This is a genomic window from Devosia submarina (assembly GCF_003056345.1).
In the GTDB taxonomy this organism is placed as follows: Bacteria; Pseudomonadota; Alphaproteobacteria; order Rhizobiales; family Devosiaceae; genus Devosia; species Devosia submarina.
Genome location: NZ_PYWB01000004.1, coordinates 302,058 through 321,773 on the forward strand (window position 1 = coordinate 302,058; position 19,716 = coordinate 321,773).

The window sequence follows — 19,716 nt, forward strand, 5'->3', positions numbered from 1 at the left end:
CTTGCTCTTGTGGCAAGCCGGCAAAGAAAAGGCCCGCCACAAGGGGCGGGCCAGATCGCCGCAGCACAGGCGAGGGAGGGCGGTGGCTGCGGAAAGCGGATAATTGATCGTGGAGTGCGGCCCGTGCAGTTTGCGAGTGGGAAGCCTCTGTGGCGGGCCAAGAGGGACACGAGCCGCACACCAAGATCAACGGGAGATGCAGGTGGCGCTAAGGACGCCACCTGCTTTGTTGGTTAATTGTAAGCGCGCTCGCCATGGCTGGAGAGGTCCAGCCCGTCGGTTTCGCTCGATTCGGTGACGCGAGCCCCACCAAAGATCGCCTTGACCACCAGCATGGCGACAAGGGCCACCACGCCCGACCAGATGATGGCAACGACCACGGCCATGATCTGGGTGACCAGCTGACCGCCCATGGCATAACCCTCCGCACCAAAGCCGCCCAGGCCAGGGTCTGCAACGATGGCAGTGCCGATGGCGCCAACAATGCCGCCTATGCCATGGATGCCGAACACGTCGAGGCTATCGTCATACTTCAGCATCGGCTTGAGGGTCACGACGGCCCATAAGCACACAAAGCCGGTAACTGCACCCAGCACGATCGCACCGAACGTGCCGGCAAAGCCAGCTGCCGGGGTGATCGCAACGAGGCCGGCGACGGCGCCCGAAACAAAGCCCAGGGCCGAGGCATGGCCGCGGGTGATCTTTTCGCCGACAGCCCAGGCGATGCCTGCAGCCGCCGGAGCGGTGATCGTGTTAAGGAATGCCTGTGCGGCAACGCCATTGGCACCTAGCGCCGAGCCGGCGTTGAAGCCAAACCAGCCAACCCACAGCAGGCAGGCACCGATATAGGTGAAGACGAGGTTATGGGGCGCAATCGGCTCCTTCATGTAGCCAAGGCGTGGCCCCAGCACGATGGCAGCCACCAGCGCCGCAACGCCCGAGTTGATGTGCACGACCGTGCCGCCGGCAAAGTCCAGCGCACCCATCTGGAAGAACAGGCCCGCGCCCGACCACACCATATGGGCAATGGGCAGATAGGCGAAGCTGAACCAGATCGCGAGAAAGGCCATCACCGCGCCGAACTTCATGCGCTCGGCAATGCCGCCCACCACCAGCGTGGCGGTGATGCAGGCAAAGGTGAGCTGGAACACCACAAAGATCAGCTCAGGGATAGTGCCCGACACAGAGTCGGGGTTCACATTGGCCAGGAAGAAGTTGGAGAAATCGCCGATGAAGGCAGAGAGTCCACCTTCGCTCGGGCCCGAAAAGGCGAGCGAATAGCCATAGGCAACCCAGAGCAGCGCGATCATCGAAAAGGCACCGAACACCTGGGTGATGACCGAAAGAATGTTCTTGGAGCGCACAAGGCCGCCATAGAACAGGGCAACACCCGGAATGGTCATCAGGATGACCAGCAGGGTCGAAACGATCATCCAGGCGGTATCGCCCGTATCGATCGTAGCCACGGCCTCTTCAACGATCTCGGCAGTCGGCGCTGCCGCGTCCTGGGCAAGGGCCGGCAAGGCCAGCAAGAGGGAGGCAAGAGCCGCACTCCCCATGATTTTGGTTATCTTCATCTCTAGTTCTCTCCCAAGACGCTTAAAGGGCAGATGCGCCGGTTTCACCGGTGCGAATGCGAGTAACGGCAAGCAGATCGAGCACGAAAATCTTGCCGTCGCCGATCCGGCCCGTCTGGGCGCTGTCACGAATAGCGGTGGAGACGGCATCGGCGAGTGCATCGTCGACCGCGATCTCGATCTTGAGCTTGGGCAGGAAATGGACGGCATATTCCGTGCCGCGATAGATCTCCGAATGCCCCTTCTGGCGGCCATAGCCCTTCACCTCGGTCACGGTCATGCCGTGGACATCCAGGGAGTTGAGAGCCTGACGGACCTCTTCGAGGCGCGATGGCTTAATTATTGCGATCACCAGTTTCATGTATGCCCCTTTTCGGCTGGCGCTGGTCTGAATGCCTCAAGAGAGTCAAACAGTGTGCCAAGTGGCAGCAGCGTGAAAATATTAAGGAAAAACAATGGCCTATGTTCGTGCCGCTTTTCTGGGCGTCTTGGGTGATCGTCGGATGCTTATTTCTTGCGCAAGGCTGCGCTTGTTTGAGCAAAAATAAGGCACGCTGTGACGTTGCAGCCGCTTGCGCAAGCGGGGCCGAACGGCACAATGAGGGCAAACGGAGACTTGGGATGTCAGGGCAGAAAACATTTGACGTACTGATCGTCGGCGGCGGACCCGTGGGGCTCACCCTGGCGCTCGCGCTGGCTCAGTCCGCGCGTGGCATGCGCATTGGCCTTGTGGATCGGCGCGCCCTCAGCGTTCCCAAGGACAATCGTGCCTCGGCCATTGCTGCGGGCGTTCGGCGTGTGTTTGAGGCCTTGGGTGTCTGGCCGCTCATGCTGGGCGAAGCGCAGCCGATAACGGCGATGCGCATCACCGATTCCGGTGTCAGCGATATCACACGCCCGAGCTTTTTGACTTTTGACGGCGATGTCGCGCCGGGCGAAGCCTTTGCCCACATGGTACCCAACAGGGTCACGGGAGAGGTGCTTCTCAACGCCGTACAAGACAAGATCGATGTGATCGCGCCCGCACAGATCCATGGCATGAGCGTTGACGGACGATGGGGGCGGCTCGCCCTTGCCGATGGGACTGAGCTACGCGCGCCGCTCGTCGTGGCAGCCGATGGCGCCCGATCTGCCTTGCGCGAGATGGCTGGGATTGCGGTGCTGGGTCAGCCTTATGAACAGATGGGCCTTGTGGCAACCATCAGCCATGAACTGCCGCACGCGGGCGTAGCCTATGAACATTTCCGCCCCTCCGGTCCCTTTGCGAGCCTGCCGCTTCCGGGGAAACGCTCATCGCTGGTCTGGACGGAAACAACAGCGGAAGCCAAGCGCCTGCTGGCGCTGGATGCCGAACAGAACGCAACCGAGATCGAGGCGGCGATGGGCCATGTCCTGGGTTCGGTAAAGCTCGAGGACACGCTGGTGGGCTATCCCTTGCGCCTCCAGATCGCCCGCTCCTTTGTAAGCCAGCGCCTGGCGCTGGTGGGCGACGCCGCCCATGTGGTGCACCCCATTGCTGGGCAGGGGCTTAATCTGGGCCTCAAGGACGTTGCCGCCCTGGCCGAAGTCGTCGTTGAGACCATACGGCTCGGGCTCGATCACGGTAGTGATGATGTTTTGGAGCGCTACCAAAGCTGGCGTCGGCTCGACACATCAAGCATGGCGGCAATGACCCATGCCCTTAACGCCCTTTTTTCCAACGACATTGCCCCGCTTCGCGCCGCGCGCGATCTCGGCCTGGAACTGGTTGATCGAACCGGGCCGGTCAAATCAGCACTGATCCGTGCAGCATCGGGCGTTTCAAGCAATGGTCCCCGGCTGCTGAGCGGCCTGCCGCTTTAGCCGGAATGGTTAGTCCGGCGAGCCCTTGAGCTCGGGCAGGCGCCGCAAGGCTTCGGGATCCACGGTCCGGGCTTCATCCAGGCTCAGCAGCGGCACGCCCTTGACGATCGGGAATGCCAGCCGGGCTGCGACCGAGATCAGCTCCCGCTTATCCGCCGACAGGGTCAGCCGGGTCTTGGTCAGCGGGCACACCAGCATTTCAAGCGTCCTGCGATCGAACTGATGCCGCGGATCAACGCTTGGCATATCGGTCAATTCAGTGGCGCCGCGCCGGTACCGCCGCGGGCAATTTCATATTCGGTCATGGCAATCAATGTTTCCGCGCGCTGCTCCAGTGTCTTGGCTTCCAGCAGCACCTGCTTTTCCGCCGGTCCATAGGGCCCTACCATGCAGCAGAAATTGACGAGGTCGGCCGTGCCTGTCCGCTCAATCTCTTCCCAATTCAGTTCAATATTGGCGAACTCGGCATAGTCGCGCATCATCTTGACGAAGCGGTTCCGGTCAACCAGCTCTTCCCCAAAGTCACGCTCGAAATCCCTGGTAAATTCCCCCGCATCGATGATGCCCTGCCGGTACGGCGTCATCACGGTCAGCTCTTGCGCCAGGCGGAACCGTGTTATGCCCTCGAGGATAATAAAATAGCGCCCGTCTCCGCTTTCCTCGAAATGCGTGAGGCGGCCCAGGCAACCGATCGCCTGCAAGGGAGAACGGCCACGCGGGCTCTCCTCCTCCGTATCCTCGGGTTGGATCAACCCGATCAACCGGTCACCCCGGAGCGCTGCATCCACCATTTCGATATAGCGGGGCTCGAAAATGTTGAGTGGGCGGTGGGAGAACGGCAGCAGCAATGCGCCGCTCAGGGGAAAAAGCGGAACCGAGCTGGGCAGGTCAGCCACTGATTGAGGACGCTTGAGCATAGGGCCTCCCGTCAGGAGAAAAGAGCTGCCGACAGCATGCGCCGGCCCTTGTTGGTCGCCGGGTCCTTAGGGCCCCACGCATCAAAGAACTCCAGCAGCTTCTTGCGTGCGCCATCTTCGTTCCAGGTGCGGTCGCGCTTGAAAATGGCTACGAGGCACTCCGCGGCTTCCACGCGCTTGCCCTCTGCATTGAGCGCTAGCGCAAGATCATAGCGTGCCTGATGGTTGTCCGGATCAGCGTCAACGGCCGCTTGGAGCGACGCTGTTTCCGATAGATCCGCCGCCTCGGTCAGCAGGCGAATCGATTGCGCCGTCGAGTTGTAGCTCTCACCCTTGCGCTCGGCCTCGGGGACCATATCCAGCGTCGCCTTCGCCTGCTCCACTTCGCCAGCCGCCAGGTAAACCTTGGCAAGACCGACCAGGGCTTGCGCATGATCTGGCTGGTGCTGCACCACCATGCCATAGATCTGGGCAGCGCGCCCCAGATCGCCGCCTCCCAAAGCTTCGTCGGCCGCGGCAAGGGCCGCAGTGATCTGGGCTTCGAGCGAACCCTCAGCCGCCTGCGGCGCTGGCGCTCCGGCAATCACCTTTTCGGCGAAGCGGCGGACTTCCCCCTCCGGCATCGCGCCCATGAAGCCATCCACTGGCCGGCCACCGGCAAAAGCGAACACGGCGGGGATCGATTGAATGCCCAACTGACCAGCAATCTGCGGATTTTCGTCGATATTGATCTTGATCAGCCGCATCGCCCCAGCCTTCTCATTGACCACTTTTTCCAGTGCTGGCGTCAGCGCACGGCAAGGTCCGCACCATGGAGCCCAGAAATCCACCAGGACCGGCTGCTCCAGCGATGCATCGATCACATCGGCCTTGAAGGCCTGATCGCTCGAATCCTTGATCAAGGCTCCGGGCGGCACGGCGGCAGAAGAAGGATTAGCGCTGGTGAACGGAGTGGACATTGGGGCAAAGATCCTTGCAGCTCTTGGCAAAAGACGGCGTATTGGCGGCACTTATTGCGCCCGGAAACGGCCCTGTGACAAGCCCCCGAACCCACAACAATGCTCTAAGATGACTCAGAGGCAAAATTGTGGGTTGCAAAGGCAATCGTGTTTGGGCATATAGGCCCGCGTCGCCGGACATCAAGTGTGGTCGGAGGCAACGGAGCGCGGGTGTAGCTCAGGGGTAGAGCATAACCTTGCCAAGGTTAGGGTCGTGGGTTCGAATCCCATCGCCCGCTCCAAAAACTGGTTGTTTATCAGCCACTAAACAAAAGGCTCGCTTCGGCGGGCCTTTTTGTTTTCTTCTTGGGGGCCGCTTGGGGGCCGCATTGTTCGGTCATGGATCCTGTGTATCATCGGGGAGCATAGGTGGGGCTGAATCATGCGAAGTAACCTAGGAGGGCTTCCAACGCTTGCGACTTTCGTTGAAAATGCACGTCAGGCTTTTAGCCCGAGCGTGTCTGAGTGGATGGGCCAGTCCTCGACCAGCGTTAAGAATGAAGCATGGCTCTTAAGTTATGTTTTAGATGCGCTAGCTTTAGGGGAGGTCCGGTGCGTGGTCCCTATAAAGATTCCAGCCTGTCGCAACGACCAACCTCAAACCGCCTCCGGTGTGATTCGCCTAGAACTACCTTCTGTTGAAGATGCAGACCTCACGTGGCAGGCACCAAACCCGAGTAAAGACGTCAAAGACGACGATCTTGATGACGACGATGTCGAGCCTATTGGTGGCCCAGTTGACGGGCTTTTCATAGTTGAGGCTTCTTATTGGCAGGAGCACCGCGACACTCAGCCGTTGAAAACTGGTCTAGCTGATGTGCCTGCAAGTTATCTAACTGCATTACTAAAGAGCTTAGGGTCACGCTCGAACGTACGCACTCTCAACCAGCTACGACCTGACCTAAGCGATCTTCAAGGATTGCCGCTTCGGGTTTTAGACGCCAATGCGTCTCTTGACGCGATTTTCCCCTTAGTTGAACTGACGGAGCCGAAGCGACGCTTCCCCGCGATTATTTATAGGAGGCGGCTTCTATACGAATTACAGGCAGCGGCATGGCGGTACTTGGCGATAGCACAGCCGAAAGACCAACATGGGGTAGTCACTGACGTTTTTAACGCGCTCGTCGCGTACATTGACGCTATGGGCATCGATGAAGAGGAAGCTTCAACTCCTAAAGAGCATAGTCTCAGGAACTTGGCAGGTGCGGTGGTGAGGCAGTGGCGGGCAAAAAACCTGACTTCTCCTGTGCTACTCAGGGAACGTTGACATTCATCCAACAGACTTTCGCGCATTTTGCAGCCGTGTTGGTTGGATTTTGCCATCCGACTGCGGTTCAATCAGCACATGAACAGCCAGCAACTTTCCAAAAAATTCCATTCTGTAGCCTACGCTTGCGACTTCTTTGATGTTGGTCGAACCACCTTCTATTCGCTCGTCAAACGCAAGATCATCAAGACTGCTAAGATTGGTCGTCGCACCGTCGTGACGACTGAAATGTTGGAGGAAGCTGCTGCCTTAATTGTTGCACTTTCCCTCACTGATGCTGCCGATAAGCCAGAAAACCCTACCTCGATACATCAGAGTGAAAGGACTGGTTCCAACGTGACCCCTGCCAGTGAGAGGGGCAGCCATGGGTGAAGTTATTTTCGGTCGCTTCGGCAAACCGATTGATGATCAGCCACAAAGCCTGAAGGCTGGATTGCCGGTGAGTGCAACAGCAGTGGCTTCCCCGAACCTCTTTCACCACATAGCGGCGCTTGATTGCCGCTCCGCACTAGATAGGTTTGAACAAGCCGTAAGCGAGCGCCTGTTTGCGGCCATCCCCCTTGCGAACGCTCTCAAGCGCGACTCATGGGCATGGTACGACTTCCAAGACCTGCTCAAAGATCATGGTTTGAAGGCGCCCATAGACGCGGACTTACCGGATGCGCTGTACCATGTGATCCGGTGGACGATGCGTGACATCAAAGGTTGGTCTGACAATATGAGCCGCGAATGCTGTTCGGACATCCAGTTTCGCCAATCGCTTATACTGTCTGAGCCAGAAGATCACGACGAACTCACCTCAGCGGACATCGCCCATATTCTCGAATGGGCACGTTTCTTCCGCCGCAAGAAAAGCGACTAGGCTCAACTAGGCAACGGCGGGGCAACCTACCGCTCCCCGCTCCCCGCTTCCCAATTCACCTGTGAAACTAACCAGCCGCTTCATTGCGGCATCGAGAGCGGCTGCCCTTTACTCCTCGGGTAAACGGCAGGGCCGCGACTGGAGACAACAAATGCCACCAAAACGATATGCCGTTCCACCTCCCCCAGACTTTGAGTCCATCGAGGATGCCGCCGACCACGCTGCGATTATCATCAATGCGCTGCGTCGGCTGGCTTCGACCGAAGCGAACAGCCTTGCGGATAAACTCTTCGCCTGTGTTGATTACCAACCATGCGGCTCCGAAGCGTGCCCAGTATGCGTGCGCTCGTTTCGCAAGCGACTCCACTCAGGAGGGGTGAAAGCCGCACCTATCGGTGCTGGTTTCCTTGCCATGTCGCTCATCCCTGCTACTTGCCGGGTAGAAGTTGGGCAACTCTCAGCCGTTGACCTGAAAACATGGGTGACGAGCCGCCAGCGGGCTATCGCCCGCGCCCTGCCTGCCGAGGCCATGTTCTTCGGCGGCGTGGACATATCGTTGAACACCTTCAACAACGCCGATCCGCACTGGTGCAAGCACCTTTACGGATACGTGATCCTGCCGCCAGCCTTCGACATTTTTAAGCGGTCTGTCCGTGATGGGATTCGGTCGGCGCTAAAGCGCCACTGCCCCCTGCATAATGGCGCATCGCGTTCACTGTTGTTGAGTGCGCGTGACCGCGCAACGTTCAATGCCAAGCTCCTGTATGCCTACAAGGCGAGGTTCTACCGGCGCTCGCAATACGGCGAAGTGAAGTGGAAGACCGGCAAGCGTTCTACGAACGTCGATGGTCAGTCGCTTCGTAGCGCCGAGGTCGCGGAACTGGCGCTGTTCCTTGACCGGTTTCCACTTGGCTCCCGGCTCATACTGAAGGGTTTGCGCCGCCGTGGCCTACGTGGCGGCACTGGCCAATTCACCCTTGTTCGCGAGGTGAACTGGTGATGGTCCATCATTTTTCTAGTCGTCACCAAACTTGGGTGAAAATGGCCGCGATGCGCCTAGGGGCCATGTTGGCGGTGTCGGTGGCCGTGTTGATGGCGTCGGGAGGGCTGTTGGCAAATGCCTCGTGCAACACTGCAAAGCTTACATCAACATGCAAACACCAGTTCGAAATCAGCGGGGGGAAGGGTGGGAACGTGGGTAATCCGCAACTCGCAGTGCCCACGCTTGGAGGTAATCATGTCTCAGCCTAAGAAGTTCACACCGGACAAAATGGCGACAGGCGGCAGCGTCCGCACTAAACTATCGGACACAGCCCCAGCGGGCATTTTGGACGCTGTCCGCGACCAGCATGGCGACCATTGGATACGCTATGGCACGTCGGACCGCGCGTTGTGGTTCTCACTCCCCGATCTCCAGCTTTCGCCTCAGTCCGTCTTCGGTCGCCTTGCAGGTCCCGGAATGGTTTTTCTAGCAACATCGACCAAAAATCGTTTCATGAATCTGATTGAAGCGCATGAAGACTACCGCGAGGCATTGGTCGCGTCGCATCCAGGCTGGGTCGGCGGCGTGTATGTATATGGCAACGGCGAGTGTGAAGCCCAGTCCGATGATGATCGCCCTGTGATCGTAGGCTTCGAACCAAATCGTAAGTTCGACGCCTGTGGAACTCTGAAGGGGTGGAAGCAAGGTATTCACCCGCTCGTTCGCGGGCAAACTTTTCCGATGTTCGCGCTGGCGTACTCTTTCATTGGCCCATTGTTGCAGTTCGCCCCACCGGATCTCCATAACCCACTTGTCGAGTTCGTTGGTGACCCCGGCACGGGCAAGTCAACTTTGGGTGTCATGGCCTCGTCGGTCTGGGGTGGTAATCCCGGCAGTGATGTTGGGGGTGGTGAAAGCTGGAAGGTGACACTCAATTCACTAGATCCGATCAGGCGGACATACAGTGATTGCCAGCTTACCCTTGACGAGGGAAACTTGCTCGGCAGCAACCCAAGCGAACGCGGTGTGCTTCTGCAGATCGCAGTGTTTGCTCTGTTCAGCACCGAAGTAAAGCGCCGCTACACTGACAATGGTTCAACAGACCATCTTCGGCACGCTACCCTGAGCACGACCAACCTGCCCGTAAGGGAACTCGTAGCAGCACGCGAGACGATTCAAGATGCAATCGAGCAGCGGATGGTCACGATCATTCCAGAAAGCAAATTCGGGGTTTTGGACAGTCTGCCGCGCGGATTTACAAACTCGAGGGCTGTGATCGAAGCTCTTCGTAGCGCCAGTGATGCTGACTACGGGGTTGCGGGTCGCGAGTTCGTCCGCCGTTTGCAGCTCTGGAATAGCCACCCGCAGAACGACCTACCGGCAAGCGTGCGCCATCGAATGAAACACTACGAAGCACATGCCCGCAGCCAGTCGGAACGCAGTCCGCCGCGGATCACAAAAACGTTCGCAATCACCTTCGCTGCCGGTTCGCTAGCGCAAAAATGTGGGCTTGTCCCCGGTACCTCTTGGGAGTTGCTCGATACTATCCGCCGCGTTCATGAAACCGTCGCGACCGCACCAAAGGATGTTGAAAACGACGGTCTCGATTCCATCAGAAATTATGCCGCAGCAAACTGGAGCGAGATGATTTCGTTTGATGATCTGGCGGAGGCAATACCAGAACGCGAGTTTGAGGCAACCCCCGGCTTTTGGCGTCAGACTGATGGCGAAACCGAACTGCTGATCCCGTCTAGTCGCTTGCAGGCAGCGTTCCCCGAATACCGCGCGATGATGCAATCGCTTCGAGACAGTGGTCACGCCCGAACAGAAGGCGGCAAGTTCCCCAAGCTGACTACGAAGTCTCCAAGGTGGTTATGCCCCACTGGCAGAGTCTATTGCATTCGCCTGCCTGATAGCCCCGGCCAGTTGCGCGCTTTGGGCGATCAGAAAGACTAGACCAGCGGGCAGGCCCACGCTTGACCTCCACTATTGACCCCGTGCCACCATTTGCCGATGGCACGGGGTTACACATGAATCGAACATCAGCTTGGAATCACTTCGAGGCGGTCACCCGCCCCGCATTGGCGGTCGCGCCGCCCAGCTATCTAGCAGACATACGGGCCAGCTTGCTTCACAATGGTATCCCTGTTGCTGTCCGACGACATGACACCGCATCCATCTTTAACTCTCTGGTGGGCGTGTCTGTAATGCAGGGCATTAGCGACCGAAGCGCTGCCACGTTCACTGCTAAAAACGGACTGGTCAGCTTCTGGGACATCCAGTCGGCGCTCAATTCATCCCCGACTTGTCCGCGCTCGAAATCCTACTGGCACTATTCTCAGTGCTCCTATCGCAAGGGCAACCTTACGCCGAGCGCGTCGCAGACCAGCTTCCAGCGGTGTTCGGAACCACGTCATCTTGATCGTTGCACTGTGCCGGACCACCCAACTCGCAAGGGTGCCCTGATCGTCGCAGCCTATTCCTTGTACTTGTTTCTTAGGGACGTCTGCGGCGGCGATTTCATTGGATGGCTGGACGACCGCCTTGCTGGTGCCGACCCCGGCTTGCACGACCCTGACAGGGCAGTGACGATGGGGACGGCGGTACTGGAAGCCCTGACCGAAGTACAAGGTATCGGTAGTAAGGTCTGGAGCATGGCGCTTGCCGACCTGCTTCTGGCTGGTGATCCGAAAAGGGAAAGATGGGTCACAACTGGGGCCGGGATGGTCGTGGTCGATAGCTTGCTGCACAACTTTTTGCATCGTACCGGCGTACTTCGGCGCTTCGCTGCTGACCACGCTTATGGAAGTCGGTGTTATGCAAAGGGTGGCTGTTCCGACCTCTTGCGTGGGTTAGCCACACGTGTGGACGCGCGCCAGTTTAACCCCGATTTTCCTGCTCACTTCCCGCGATTTATTCAGTTCGGCGTGTGGCGGCTCTGCTCGACGAGCGAGTTGAGTCATTGCAATGGCCTTCGCATCAATGACCGCGACCGCTGCCGGAACACTACCTGTCCAGCATTTCGGGACTGCGACAGGGTAGCGCTGTATGACCAGAGTTGACGCGGTAGCTATCAGCATGACCTTGGTGGGATTACAACAGATCGAATGGTGCCTCACAAAGCCAGCTACACACAGCCTCGGCGGTAGGAATGCCGCACCTAACGCTTCTTTAGGCGCACCATTACGACCTTAGGTTGATCCCCCACTCGCTCGACTTCAAGAATGCCGGAAGCCTCCGCTAGGTCACTTAGTCGCGCAAAACCGTAGTTTCTAGCTTCAAAGTCGGGCGACTGCTTTGCCAAGTGAGCGCCAACTCGCGCCAGATTGGCACGACCGTCTTCGTCCGCAGAGGATTCAACTGCCTTTTCCAGCATCTGCAATGCGGCGCTATCCAGTTTGCCACCTGCAGCGCCGGACAAGATGGGCCGAAGCATCGCTGGACTCGCCATGACGGTTGTCGCTGGTGCTGCCTTTGCTTCCTCCGCAGCCGCCGGTACTAGCGTGGCACCCTTCGTTGGTTCTCCTGCGGGGTTGGCGAGGACATCTGTGTAGATAAACTTGTCGCAAGCGGTGATGAAGGGACGAGGGGTTTTGCGTTCGCCGAACCCGTAGACAGTCACGCCCTGCTCGCGAATACGCGAGGCCAGTCGAGCGAAGTCACTGTCGCTAGAGACAATACAAAAACCCGAGAAGCGGCCAGCATAAAGAAGGTCCATTGCATCAATTATCATTGCACCATCTGTCGCGTTCTTACCGGTGGTGTACGCGAACTGTTGTACAGGCTGGATTGAATGCTCAAGCAGGCATTCCTTCCAACCGTTCAGGTTGGGTTTCGTCCAGTCGCCGTAGATGCGTCTAACGCTGACGGTGCCATAGTTTGCTATTTCTGCCAGAAGGCCGCCGATGATCTTGGGTGAAGCGTTGTCTCCATCGATTAGGAGAGCCAGTGAATCGGTCATAGCGCCTCAAACTGCTTTTGTCGTAGCGACGATAAACCAGCACTTCCGTGCCCTAGACAAGCCCTGAAGTTACTCAATCGCTTCGGTGATTGCCGAGAGGAGACGGAAAGTAGACGAGGTCTGATTTCTGGGGGATTTGGCACCACGGTAGCGTGGACCGTAGCTAGCCTAAATGGATTGACTGATCTCCAGCGCTCCGGCGAAATTCCGTGAACATATACTAAGTACTTGATTTTAATATCTTTTTTCTATATGCTGACAGCGGCTCGGCATTTGGCTGGGCCGCATCATAGTAGGAAATACCATCATGTTGAGCACCATATGCGGTCAGCGACCGCGACCAAACCAGTACACCGCTAGTGAGTTGATAAAGGGGGCCAAGCGCCTCCTTTTCGTTTCAGGAGGGCGCAAATGACCGCTGAAGCCCAAGTTCAAGCCGAAACCTCTTACACGCCAGCCTTGGTGATTTTTGGAAAGGACGACACCGGTAAACCGCACGCTTCGTCATTTGCGCAACCTGATGTTGGGCTGGCGACCAAGGCGGCTGCCCTGATGGGGATGCGCCTATTGCCTGTGCAAACGGATGATCTGCGAGCACTTGCCGCCATGGTGCCAAAAGGCAAAGTCTTCGCTAGCGGCAAGGGCTTTGTGCCGTTCGTGAAAGCCGACCTGTTCGCCAAGATCGAAGCGATTGCGCTAGCCAACGAGGCCGTAGCTGCGCCTGTGATTGAAAGCAGCTCGGACGATAGCAACGCATCAACTACCTTGGCCGCGCACGATGAACCTGCACCTTCAGTTGTTGCTATGACACCGGCGGTTCCTCAACCCACCGGCTGGCATGACATTCAGGTTGGGTCAATCGTGTTGTCGGCTGCGGTGCCCGGCGAAATGGACTGGTTCGAGTGCCTCGTTTTGAGCGCCGAAGGCGAGGACCAGTACAAACTTCGCTACTGCGATTGGCCCAGCGAACCCGCCTTTGTGCACCACGTGTCCAAGATCGGCTTGCTGCACCCATCACGTCAGCCCGAGCCTGCGCTTGACCCTGAACCAACACCACCCGCTTGAACCTACCATGCCCGAGCCTCAACAGCTCGGGCACCTCATCAGAAAACCCCAGAGGACGACCATGGCGGCAGTAAACGACAATGGCGAGGCCATACGCAGCCTGAATGACTTGCTACGACAGCGGGGCATTGGCGGCAGGGTTGTGATCACCCGAGGCGTACTTGCCTTTGGACCAGACGCGCTCAGGCAGATACAACAAGCTGTGGCAAGTTTTGACGCCTTCACACCTGACAACGATCCATATGGTGAGCACGACTTTGGTGCGGTCGGGATTGAGGATCAAACCTTGTTCTTTAAGATCGATGCTTATGACCGCGATCTGCGCTACCACTCGCCAGACCCCGCGGACCCTGCTGTCACTCGCCGAGTGATGACCCTGATGTTGGCTGAAGAATATTGAGGCAGCGAGATGGGTAAGGCACCACTACAATCGACCGGTCAACGCCGCCCCGCAGCGGCAAATCAGACTCTCATCGAACACCTGCCGCACCGGCTAGTTGTTGGCGCACCTGTGACCCGATCCATTCCAGTATTTGCCATGGGTGTTGAGAAAGGCCGGGACGAGGTTGAGCAAACCGTACTCACCAGTTTTCGAGCGTTGAAGCACGCTGTTGGTGCAAAGGCCGCCAGTGGCCTTCGCAGTGGCTGCCATGGCACTTTCAGGCTTGTTCAAAGCCGCAGCCGCTCAGGGCGCATAGCCACATATAGCGCTTGGCTTGAGTTCGCTGAAGCGAGCGATGCCAACGCTTTCTTGCAGAACTATCCCGAGCTTGCCGCTGAAGCCAACAGCTAGGCAGACGCTCTGCGAATGCACTGTTTCGCCGGAAACGAGCATTCCTCATTCGCTTCGCCAGAGCGACTCATCGGTCAAAAACCACAGCAATGCGTTGCAAGCCACAATGGTGCCGAACCTGTTCAGCTCGCTCTAACGCAATGGGAACGAGGCGTGGAAAGTCAGCGACGATGTAGTCGCCAGCATCGGGACAACCGGCGCAAGTGACGTCAGCTACCGTGCGCCCGCCCGAGTCCCGACCTTTTAGGCGACGACGTTCCATTCGCGGCGTCTATAGACACGCTTGAAGGTGGCGCGTGAACACCTCCCGGGTACCGGTAAGCATTATTTCCATAACGGGCAACGGTCGCTCCGTTCCAACATGTAGGCGCAGGCTATAACCTGCCATCATGGCTTCGATCAGTGGATCTCCGCGCTTCAACAACGCGATCGGGGCACCCGGATAAAGACCGCCTTCCTCGATTGGTCCACTACGCTCAAATCTGTCGCGATCGATTTCAAAGATTACGTTGTGCTTATGCCCATCAGCGGGATCAACGTTTCCAGCGAATGCTATCGATAGCCGACCATCGAATCCATCGCAGCGCACGCTAAAAGTTTCGTTTTCCGCCATCTCTGGGTCGAAATCTTGATCTTCGGGACCCAGCAAATATCCATAGCTTACGATCCCTCCGCTTTCGTTTGATTCTCCAGACCACCCGGTTTGTGCGAGTGCGGCAGATGTAAGCAAGATGCAGACCATAAAAGCGCCAAGCATGGTTGTGTGTTTCATAGCCATCCTACTCCTGCTCTGTCGAGAACATTGCATCATCCATTTGCCGCATCGGCTATTGATCAGTGGCGACAATTCCTCATACTCGCATGGGTTAGAGGATAACAAGCCATGCGATGTCCGCTTGCGGCAGTGCTCGTGTTTCTCGCTCTATCTGGTGGAGCGAACGCACAGGTATTCGAGTACCAAGGGTGGGTGGGCTACGAGGTTGAGGACGACCCCGATTTCGGGTGTCGAATGTCGAAGGGCGCGGGAGGAGACCTTCATCTCGTCGCGTACGGTAATGGACAAGAAGGGTTCGGCATTGGTGTTGTGAAAGGTTCGTGGGACCTATCTGCAAGCCGACCAATATACGGCTCCCTTACCTTCGACCGCGTTCATACGCACATGTTGGAAGGCCGGGTTGAGAACTCAAAGCTTGTTATGTTCGAGTCGCATGGTGAGGAAGGAGGTCTGGCCGCTCCATTTGCAGGATCGGGTAGTATCGAAATCTCATTAGAGGGTATCCGCCTGAAGGCGGAGCTTGATGGCTCGAGTCGCGCGCTGACGATGCTCTACCAATGCGCTGATCAATACGCGAAGCGAAGCTACAGCCTCAGCGATGTATCCGCGGGACTTTCGACCGAGGAAATTTACATCTCGAGCAAAGGCCCCTCTGCAAGCATTGTAGAACTGAACGGAGTGGGTACTGACAATGCGACGCTTCAGGCCCGCGTGTCTGATGTTGGAGCGCGAGAATACTGCGAGCGTGATCCAGGCGGCATGACCACTGCCTATGGTGGCTCGCTTACGCTTGAGCAATGTGTCCAGCAGACTATCAACGCCGACTTCGCAGCGAACCTTTTTGCTTCTGCCGATTGCTCCCGCGGTCTTCTGAAAGACGCCTCCGGTCGAACGCTGCAATACGTTGGGAAAGATGAGTTTGGGACGGCTCGATGGTTTGACCTAGATGCACGCGAAGAGATTGGGAGCTGCGGTGCGTGTAACGACGCCGCATCAACCTCCCAATTCGAAGCGATGTGCCCGCTCTTTGATCGTTAGTTTTCGAAAGCAGGGAGAGCCACATAGGGCACGGTGGCTTTGAATAGTACCGAAAATTTCGCGGTACTAGCCTTTGATTCGACGTGATTGAACGTAAAGGAGAGCTTCAAGATGAAGCCACTCTTGCAAGTCGTCTGCTCAGGCGTTTCAATATTTATGTTTGCCATAACAAACACTGGGCAATCGTTAGCCGCTACCGAAGCTTGGAGCAGCGGCGGCAATAGGGGCATTAGCGAGTATGGCATAAGCACACTTGAGGGTGACACCTTCGCCATAGTGAATGCGGTGGGCGCAGAGCTTAGCGACGAACCGCCATGCTGGATTTCAGTTTCGTCGCCGCACCTTGAAGAGACGGGCGTTACGGAGATGAACGTTCTACTCGATGGCGAAACGTACCCATTTGTACTGGAGGGAAGCGACGCTAGGGACCCCTCGCTCGATGGCTTCAACCTACTGATGCGTCTCGTTTCAAGTCTCAGGAATACAGATGAACGAACGTTCGCCGCTATGTTCCCTCGATCGCAAATAGAAATTACATTCTCAACACGTAATGCTCGAGGTACTTTAGAGGATGCTTTAGAGGGTTGCGACGGCTCTTCTGAGTGAAAAGCTGGCCTCAGGTAGTCATCTATCTGACAGAAGAATTGCGAGGAGCGTTGCTAGGTGAGCGGATCTGACAGTGGGGGCCTAATAGTAGTCCTCCTATATCTCGTGGGCTATGGGCTGCTAATCGCCTTATACTTCCTCCCCGCTATCATCGCTTTCAGGCGATCGCACACGTACAAGTGGGTCATATTCGCACTAACATTAGCAGGTGGCTGGACCGGCCTCTGCTGGGTGGCAGCTTTGGTGTGGGCAGTGTTTCCCAGCGACAAAAGCTGGGCCGACCCATTGGCGGGCAATCCAACAGGACTTGGTCGCCGCAACGCTGGCGACACATGGGGAGCGGTGCAGGTTGGGATATCGCGAGGAGCGGCGTCGGAACGGCGAGAGCCCCAACTTTTTCCCGATCACGAGTCAAGGGTTAAGGGATCAGACAACGTAGTGGATGCCTTGGAACGGCTACAAGAACTTCGTGCCAGAGGGGTCTTAACTGAGGAAGAGTTCGTCGCGCAGAAGAGCCGCATCCTAAGAACTTAACCCTCAGAACGGTGCGCAACCGCGTTACTTTGGTCTGAGAAGATGTTTTATGGCTACGAACTTTGCCGAAGGAACGAACTGACGCTGCTGCGTAGCGCCATTGTAGGACATGTTTCTCTCTTGGTGTGCTCGGAAAGTGCTGGCGCGAAACTGCCATGCTCAGCCGGAGCCAAGGCTAGCTACTGTTAGTTTCGCTTAGTTCATAAAGGGGTTTTGAATGCTTAGAAGATTGCTCTTGTTCGTTTTTGCGATGCTATGACATATTCTCCGATGCGGCATACAAAGCACTGATCGTTTGACTCGCTTAGACCTGCAAAAAACGCTCATCACCACTCGCCCAACCAAGCATCAACCTCATGCCGTCCGATAATTGCACAGCGCACGGCACATCCGGTTCAGCCTTCCCGCCTATCGCTGCGACAAACTGCGCAAAATCACCAAACCATAAGCGCGTTGGTGAGAACGAATGAACCACCATTGCTGCTCGGTCAGTCTTGAACCTCCGGGCTTCGATGATGGCTGATGCCGTTCGATGTAATAGTTGGTAACGCAGGTGGCCGACCGTTGCGCTGTTTAGCCCCAGCATGGTGCACAGGTAGTCTGGGCGCTCCAGTTTTCCATCTGAAGCATCAACGAGCCATTCTGAGACAAGTTTGTCGAAGCTTTCGTTCACCTTGCCTTCGATGGTAGCTGCCACGGTCTCTCTGCCGACGCTGATCAAGGCGAAAAGGTCGCTTTGGCTTTCACGCCCTCGCGGCAGCGGGACCTTGTGCTCGGGAATGGCTATGAGCAACTCTGCCCGTTCTCCGAAGAGACGTTTGATCTCGGGCGGTAGACCGGCAGCAGCTTCCCAGCAATGTGCGAGTGTTCGTGCTGAGTAGCCGGTGCGCCAGTGCTTGACCGGGTCAGCGAGCAATAACTGCCAATCACCCGCGCCACGGCTTGGCAGATAAATTGATGTCATTGCTGATGCTCATTGCTTATGCGGAACTGCTGATACCGGCGATCTAACAACACCTGACTTGCATGAACGGCGATGCGTTTTCCTGCAAGCCCTTCATACAAGGTTCCTTGTAACACTGAGGAAATCTCCACCTCGAACGTTGTTGGGTTTATTGCCAGTAGCTGGGCATCGAAGAGCAAATGAATGTCAGCTCTCATCAACAAGCCATTGCCAAAGAAGCGGTGAAGTGGCGGATGTTCCACAATAGGTATGATATGTGCTGCATGTAGTACCGCTTCGGGTGCAGGCCCGGTCACGCAGCAGTTTAGGCCGTATGATGCTATGAGACTGCGACGGAAAGGCCGCTGAGCAGTTCGTGACAACACCTGCCCAACGCGGGTTTTGAATGCGTTTCTGATTTCCTGCTCGTACTGCTCAAGCTGAGCACGGGTGTCTGCAGCCTGCGCCCTCAAAACTGTCTCTTCAAACACCTTGGAAAGCGCATCATCGACGTACAGTAATTGCACAAGACGGAATTTATGAAGGGAGCGCATCGGCTCCGGGGCAGAGTCATTCAATAGCCCGCCACCGACTAGGGCTGCTGTAAGCCGAACTGAACGCAGCATCAGCTTCAGCGAAGGCTTACTGGTCTCAATCCGTTCTTCAACTGAGGAAATGATCCCGCAACCGGCGTAACCGTTACCCCGCTGTGCAACGTTGCGACTTTCTTGATTAACCCAGATGTGGACGACGTTGCCTATCTCAGGAGAAGGAACCTGAGACTTGGTGCCGACAAGCCCTTTCGGCTGAGGAACGTTAAAGGGCGCTGTTTCCCAATCTGTGGCCACCGTAGGATGGGCAATGCCGTGAGGACAGTTGTCAGCATTAGCTTTTAGGATGAAGTTCACCAGAAAATCTTTCAACCACCAATGTCATGCGATGCGTGAGGGAGCAAAGATGGCTTCTTATTCTGTGAAGGCACAGCCCTTTTTGGATGTGATCGCCTTTAATGTGTTTGCACATCAGCATGTCAGGGATTGGCTTATCTCAGGAACTCCAGCGGCCTATGCCTTCACTGGAAGTACTGTTCTCATAGATGAGCAGCGGTTGGTCAGATGGCACGCCCGCCCTACAAAACAGCCGTTTTGGGCCAACTATTTCTGTGGACTGGATAGTAGGTGCACCTGCCGGATTGCCGGGAGCAAATCGCTCGAAAGCGACGCAGTCTTTTTCTTCCGCAATCAGGGGGGATCCACTCTCGCAGTCCACGTGGAGTTTAAACATGCTGGAGAGGCTTTCCGCTACGGGCAGCCCGAGGGCTACCCCCTGCGGGCGGCTTGTTTTGCTAAAACATACGACGAACGGAAAGCCGTGAATCCGCATGACGCTTGGACAACGGTGCTCTTTTGCGGCGCTGAGACTATCGAAGATCCGCGGCTTGTCTATTTTGATCGTGTGATCCTGCACGAGCAGGCACGCGCAATGATGGATCAATACCCAGACCTCCCGTCAGTCAGAGGTGGATTGGCGCTTCAACTCGGTTCGTTGCGCTAGGT

The 19,716-nt window shown here is 56.9% G+C and carries 23 protein-coding genes and 1 tRNA gene; 15 read left to right on the plus strand and 9 right to left on the minus strand.

From position 1 onward, the window contains the following. Positions 1-233: 233 nt before the first annotated feature. A complete protein-coding gene (locus tag DDE77_RS07925; RefSeq protein ID WP_108396902.1) occupies positions 234-1,577 on the minus strand; it encodes an ammonium transporter in 1,344 nt (447 codons plus the stop codon). Between the two features lie 22 nt (positions 1,578-1,599). Continuing rightward, entirely contained in the window at positions 1,600-1,938 is a 339-nt protein-coding gene (locus tag DDE77_RS07930; RefSeq protein ID WP_108396903.1) for a P-II family nitrogen regulator, read from the minus strand. Between the two features lie 260 nt (positions 1,939-2,198). On the opposite strand from DDE77_RS07930, the gene DDE77_RS07935 reads away from it, so the two are divergent. Then, complete coding sequence (locus DDE77_RS07935) at positions 2,199-3,419, plus strand: FAD-dependent monooxygenase (protein WP_108396904.1); 1,221 nt, start codon at positions 2,199-2,201, stop codon at positions 3,417-3,419. Positions 3,420-3,428: 9 nt separating this feature from the next. Here the strand turns inward: DDE77_RS07935 and DDE77_RS07940 are convergent, their stop codons facing one another. Genes DDE77_RS07940 through DDE77_RS07950 form a run of 3 tightly spaced genes read right to left on the minus strand, consistent with a single transcriptional unit; the run spans position 3,429 to position 5,295 of the window. Beyond that, entirely contained in the window at positions 3,429-3,665 is a 237-nt protein-coding gene (locus DDE77_RS07940; RefSeq protein ID WP_108396962.1) for a Trm112 family protein, read from the minus strand. 5 nt (positions 3,666-3,670) lie between these two features. Continuing rightward, entirely contained in the window at positions 3,671-4,336 is a 666-nt protein-coding gene (locus tag DDE77_RS07945) for an LON peptidase substrate-binding domain-containing protein (RefSeq protein WP_108396905.1), read from the minus strand. 11 nt (positions 4,337-4,347) lie between these two features. Further along, the gene (locus tag DDE77_RS07950; protein ID WP_108396906.1) at positions 4,348-5,295 is read right to left on the minus strand and encodes a thioredoxin family protein; all 948 of its coding nucleotides are present in this window, start codon (positions 5,293-5,295) and stop codon (positions 4,348-4,350) included. A gap of 206 nt (positions 5,296-5,501) precedes the next feature. Between DDE77_RS07950 and DDE77_RS07955 the strand changes: the two genes are divergently transcribed. The 7 genes from DDE77_RS07955 to DDE77_RS07985 all read left to right on the plus strand — a co-directional run bounded on the left by DDE77_RS07955 (position 5,502) and on the right by DDE77_RS07985 (position 11,507). Further along, a tRNA-Gly gene (locus DDE77_RS07955) sits at positions 5,502-5,576 on the plus strand. A gap of 314 nt (positions 5,577-5,890) precedes the next feature. Next, positions 5,891-6,601 (plus strand): hypothetical protein, encoded by a 711-nt coding sequence (locus tag DDE77_RS07960; protein WP_157959720.1) that lies wholly within the window; start codon positions 5,891-5,893, stop codon positions 6,599-6,601. Between the two features lie 42 nt (positions 6,602-6,643). Then, complete coding sequence (locus tag DDE77_RS07965; RefSeq protein WP_108396908.1) at positions 6,644-6,973, plus strand: helix-turn-helix domain-containing protein; 330 nt, start codon at positions 6,644-6,646, stop codon at positions 6,971-6,973. Beyond that, complete coding sequence (locus DDE77_RS07970; protein WP_108396909.1) at positions 6,966-7,463, plus strand: hypothetical protein; 498 nt, start codon at positions 6,966-6,968, stop codon at positions 7,461-7,463. Before DDE77_RS07965 ends, DDE77_RS07970 begins: the two co-directional genes overlap by 8 nt. Before the next feature lie 151 nt (positions 7,464-7,614). Beyond that, on the plus strand, positions 7,615-8,463 hold the full coding sequence (locus DDE77_RS07975; protein WP_157959721.1) for a hypothetical protein: 849 nt from the start codon (positions 7,615-7,617) through the stop codon (positions 8,461-8,463). Between the two features lie 237 nt (positions 8,464-8,700). Further along, positions 8,701-10,401, plus strand: a complete 1,701-nt coding sequence (locus tag DDE77_RS07980) for a DUF927 domain-containing protein (protein ID WP_157959722.1) — start codon at positions 8,701-8,703, stop codon at positions 10,399-10,401. Between the two features lie 20 nt (positions 10,402-10,421). Then, positions 10,422-11,507, plus strand: coding sequence for a hypothetical protein (locus DDE77_RS07985; protein ID WP_245895123.1), 1,086 nt, complete (start codon positions 10,422-10,424; stop codon positions 11,505-11,507). Between the two features lie 98 nt (positions 11,508-11,605). Here the strand turns inward: DDE77_RS07985 and DDE77_RS07990 are convergent, their stop codons facing one another. Next, positions 11,606-12,406 carry an NYN domain-containing protein gene (locus DDE77_RS07990; protein WP_108396913.1) on the minus strand — a complete coding sequence of 267 codons (801 nt, stop codon included), beginning with the start codon at positions 12,404-12,406 and terminating at the stop codon, positions 11,606-11,608. A 411-nt stretch (positions 12,407-12,817) separates the two neighbouring features. Here DDE77_RS07990 and DDE77_RS07995 point away from each other — a divergent pair, with 411 nt between their 5' ends. The 3 genes from DDE77_RS07995 to DDE77_RS08005 all read left to right on the plus strand — a co-directional run bounded on the left by DDE77_RS07995 (position 12,818) and on the right by DDE77_RS08005 (position 14,264). After that, positions 12,818-13,471: a hypothetical protein gene (locus tag DDE77_RS07995; RefSeq protein WP_108396914.1), complete on the plus strand. Its 654-nt coding sequence runs from the start codon at positions 12,818-12,820 to the stop codon at positions 13,469-13,471. 61 nt (positions 13,472-13,532) lie between these two features. Continuing rightward, positions 13,533-13,871, plus strand: coding sequence for a DUF3768 domain-containing protein (locus tag DDE77_RS08000; protein WP_108396963.1), 339 nt, complete (start codon positions 13,533-13,535; stop codon positions 13,869-13,871). A 9-nt stretch (positions 13,872-13,880) separates the two neighbouring features. Then, complete coding sequence (locus DDE77_RS08005) at positions 13,881-14,264, plus strand: hypothetical protein (protein ID WP_157959723.1); 384 nt, start codon at positions 13,881-13,883, stop codon at positions 14,262-14,264. 271 nt (positions 14,265-14,535) lie between these two features. On the opposite strand, the gene DDE77_RS08010 is transcribed toward DDE77_RS08005, so the two are convergent. Beyond that, positions 14,536-15,036 carry a hypothetical protein gene (locus DDE77_RS08010; protein WP_157959724.1) on the minus strand — a complete coding sequence of 167 codons (501 nt, stop codon included), beginning with the start codon at positions 15,034-15,036 and terminating at the stop codon, positions 14,536-14,538. Positions 15,037-15,147: 111 nt separating this feature from the next. Between DDE77_RS08010 and DDE77_RS08015 the strand changes: the two genes are divergently transcribed. From DDE77_RS08015 to DDE77_RS20210, 3 genes are all read left to right on the plus strand, one after another. Next, entirely contained in the window at positions 15,148-16,077 is a 930-nt protein-coding gene (locus DDE77_RS08015) for a hypothetical protein (RefSeq protein ID WP_108396917.1), read from the plus strand. Positions 16,078-16,164: 87 nt separating this feature from the next. Beyond that, positions 16,165-16,683: a hypothetical protein gene (locus tag DDE77_RS08020; RefSeq protein ID WP_108396918.1), complete on the plus strand. Its 519-nt coding sequence runs from the start codon at positions 16,165-16,167 to the stop codon at positions 16,681-16,683. 105 nt (positions 16,684-16,788) lie between these two features. Continuing rightward, positions 16,789-17,217, plus strand: coding sequence for a superinfection immunity protein (locus DDE77_RS20210; RefSeq protein ID WP_170116495.1), 429 nt, complete (start codon positions 16,789-16,791; stop codon positions 17,215-17,217). A 304-nt stretch (positions 17,218-17,521) separates the two neighbouring features. Here the strand turns inward: DDE77_RS20210 and DDE77_RS08030 are convergent, their stop codons facing one another. Continuing rightward, positions 17,522-18,181, minus strand: a complete 660-nt coding sequence (locus DDE77_RS08030; protein WP_108396920.1) for a DUF6946 family protein — start codon at positions 18,179-18,181, stop codon at positions 17,522-17,524. Further along, positions 18,178-19,083 (minus strand): HNH endonuclease signature motif containing protein, encoded by a 906-nt coding sequence (locus DDE77_RS08035; RefSeq protein ID WP_108396921.1) that lies wholly within the window; start codon positions 19,081-19,083, stop codon positions 18,178-18,180. The genes DDE77_RS08030 and DDE77_RS08035 overlap by 4 nt, the downstream gene beginning before the upstream one ends. A 34-nt stretch (positions 19,084-19,117) precedes the next feature. On the opposite strand from DDE77_RS08035, the gene DDE77_RS08040 reads away from it, so the two are divergent. After that, on the plus strand, positions 19,118-19,714 hold the full coding sequence (locus DDE77_RS08040; protein WP_157959725.1) for a hypothetical protein: 597 nt from the start codon (positions 19,118-19,120) through the stop codon (positions 19,712-19,714). Positions 19,715-19,716: the final 2 nt, after the last annotated feature.